General features: G+C 64.5%; 3 protein-coding genes. 1 reads left to right on the top strand and 2 read right to left on the bottom strand.

The features are described from left to right. Positions 1-45: 45 nt before the first annotated feature. Positions 46-1,017, bottom strand: a complete 972-nt coding sequence (locus tag H7U20_RS03765; protein WP_199518279.1) for a LysR family transcriptional regulator — start codon at positions 1,015-1,017, stop codon at positions 46-48. A 177-nt stretch (positions 1,018-1,194) separates the two neighbouring features. On the opposite strand from H7U20_RS03765, the gene H7U20_RS03760 reads away from it, so the two are divergent. Continuing rightward, entirely contained in the window at positions 1,195-1,488 is a 294-nt protein-coding gene (locus H7U20_RS03760) for a hypothetical protein (protein ID WP_199518278.1), read from the top strand. A 48-nt stretch (positions 1,489-1,536) separates the two neighbouring features. On the opposite strand, the gene H7U20_RS03755 is transcribed toward H7U20_RS03760, so the two are convergent. Beyond that, positions 1,537-2,133: a chalcone isomerase family protein gene (locus H7U20_RS03755; protein WP_199518277.1), complete on the bottom strand. Its 597-nt coding sequence runs from the start codon at positions 2,131-2,133 to the stop codon at positions 1,537-1,539. Between the last annotated feature and the right edge of the window lie 173 nt (positions 2,134-2,306).

Below are 2,306 nucleotides of genomic sequence, written 5' to 3'. Positions count from 1 at the left end.
CCCCCCCCCCCCCCCCCCCCCCCGGGGGGATTCGGGGGATTTTTTTTAGTAGGTGTCGCTGCGCGGGCTGGTGCCGGGGGCTATGCGCTGGGTGCTGGCGTTGTTCATGCCTTCCAGATTCAGACGCAGCCATTTGTGCGCCGGGCTGCGCGCGTCGCGCTCGTGCCACAGCATGTCGAGGTGCACCGCCGGCAGGGTGAACGGCAGTTCCTTGGAGATCAGCGCGTCGGTCATGCCGGTCGAGGCGATCAGGTGGCGCGGCAACACGGTGATCAGGTCGGAATTGGCCACCACCCGTCCGGCCGTGAAGAATTGGTTGACCGTCAACAGGATGCGCCGCTCGCGCTGGATCTGCGCCAGCGCCTCGTCGACCAGGCCGTGGGCGCGGCCGGAGAAGCTCACCAGCAGGTGGTTGGCGGCGCAGTAGTTGTCCAGCGTTAGGTCGAGCTTGGACAGCGGATGGTCGCGCCGCATCACGCAAACATAGTGGCCGGAGTACAGCCGCTCATGGCGGATCGGCGAGCCGGTTTCGTAGGACAGCTGGGCCGCCACGCCGGGGAAGAAGCCGACCGCCAGGTCGATGTCGCCGCGCAGCAGCATGGGGCGCGGCTCGCGCGTGGTCAGCGGCACCATGCGCACGTTGACGCCGGGCGCTTCGCGCTCGATCGAGCGCATCAGCGAGGGCAGCCAGAAGGCGGCGGTGGCGTCGGCCATGGCCATGCGGAAGGTGGCGTGGGCCTTGGAGACGTCGAAGGTTTCCGGCGCCACGGCCGCTTCCAGGCTGGCCAGCGCGCTGCGCACCGACGGCCACAGCGCTTCGGCGCGCGGGGTCGGCTTGACGCCGTAGGCGGTGCGGATCAGCAACTCGTCGCCCAGGCTTTCGCGCAGGCGCTTGATGGCGTTGGAGACGGCCGGCTGGGTCATGGCCAGGTGGCCGGCCGCGCGTGTCAGGTTTTGTTCCGTCATCACGGCGTCGAAGACGCGCAGCAAGTTCAAGTCCAGCGTCAAAAAGCTCATGGCGGCTCAGGGTAGTTGATGAATGGCAACAGTGTAGGGGAAGGTTGGATATTCGGGGAATACCCCGAACAGGCCGGTTTCATTCACCATTCATATAATTGTTATCGGGAAATGAAATTGGATACTTATGTTGCGCTGCACTATAGTTACACTTGATTCTAAATACACCGGAACATCATGTCTACCATCATCTCTTCTTTGCAAGCCGCCACCCTGGATTTCTCCTGGCTAGGCGCGCTCCAGCTGGTCTTCGGCCTGGCCCTGGCGGCCGCCCTGCTGCTGCTGTTCAAGCCGCTGCTGCGCGGCATAGTCCGCGCCCTGCTGCTGGTCGTCAAGCCGAAACTGAGCAAGGAAGAACAGTTGCAGCGCCGCCAGATGCGCGACTCGATGATGCTTAGCCGCATGTTGAACGCGATGGACGGCGCCCCCAGCCACGCCGCCGAACTGCGCGCCCTGGCCTCGCGCGCCTGAGCCAGTCAACACGGCGGCGGCGCAAGGCCGCTGCCGCAGTGCAGCAAATCAGTTCGCTTCGCCCAGCAATTTGGGTTTGAGCGAGCTGTCGGCCGGCTTGTCGCCCAGCCAGATGCGCAGGATCGCGTTGTAGAAGGCGACGTCGGGCAACACCTCACCGATCTTCTTGCCGTTCAAATGGCATTGCGTGCCCTCGCCCGGCAGCCAGTCCACCGTCAACACATCGCCCTTCTTCAAGCCCGGAATCTGCGCGAACATTTCGCCGAACTTCATCGTCTGCGACAGCACCTTGTTGCGTTCGGCCTTCTCGGTGTTGGCGTTCAGGCCGGCCATGAAGGCGTTGCCGAACTCTTCCGAGCTCAACTCGCGCAGCACCGTGATCGAGACGCGGCGCGGCCCGGCCAGCGCCAGGATGTCGGCCACGCTGGTCTTTTTCTCCGGCAGGTACAGGCCCAGCGCGTAGATCTTGAAGAACACCTTGGTGCGCAGGCCGGCGCCGTTCAGCTTGAGTTCCTTGCCGGCCAGGCTGACGCTGTCGTCGAACTTCACGCCGGCCACATCGGTGGCGGCGTGGGCGGGCAGGCACAAGCCGGTGGCCAGGAAGGCGGCCGCCAGCAGGCTGGTCAGGGTGGTTCTGCGGTTCATGCTCATTCTGTCTCCAGGGATATTGTTAGGTTGGCTGGCACGCACCCCGCCCGCGATGCACACGTCGGTCAAATATACCATTGGCAAGCGGAGGCGGGCACGCGGCCGGAAAATATGGCCGCACGGTCATGCTATTTCAAATCGGGACGCTGAAAACGACGGCGGGGGCCCCC

This window comes from Rugamonas violacea (genome assembly GCF_016461825.1).
Lineage (GTDB): Bacteria > Pseudomonadota > Gammaproteobacteria > Burkholderiales > Burkholderiaceae_D > Rugamonas.
Note: the sequence above shows the minus strand (reverse complement) of the source record. Positions and strands in the feature narration are given on the sequence as shown.

Bases quoted from the DNA above. Each gene is read 5' to 3' on its own strand.
- H7U20_RS03765 (WP_199518279.1), bottom strand. From the start codon at position 1,017: ATGAGCTTTTTGACGCTGGACTTGAACTTGCTGCGCGTCTTCGACGCC.
- H7U20_RS03760 (WP_199518278.1), top strand. From the start codon at position 1,195: ATGTCTACCATCATCTCTTCTTTGCAAGCCGCCACCCTGGATTTCTCC.
- H7U20_RS03755 (WP_199518277.1), bottom strand. From the start codon at position 2,133: ATGAACCGCAGAACCACCCTGACCAGCCTGCTGGCGGCCGCCTTCCTG.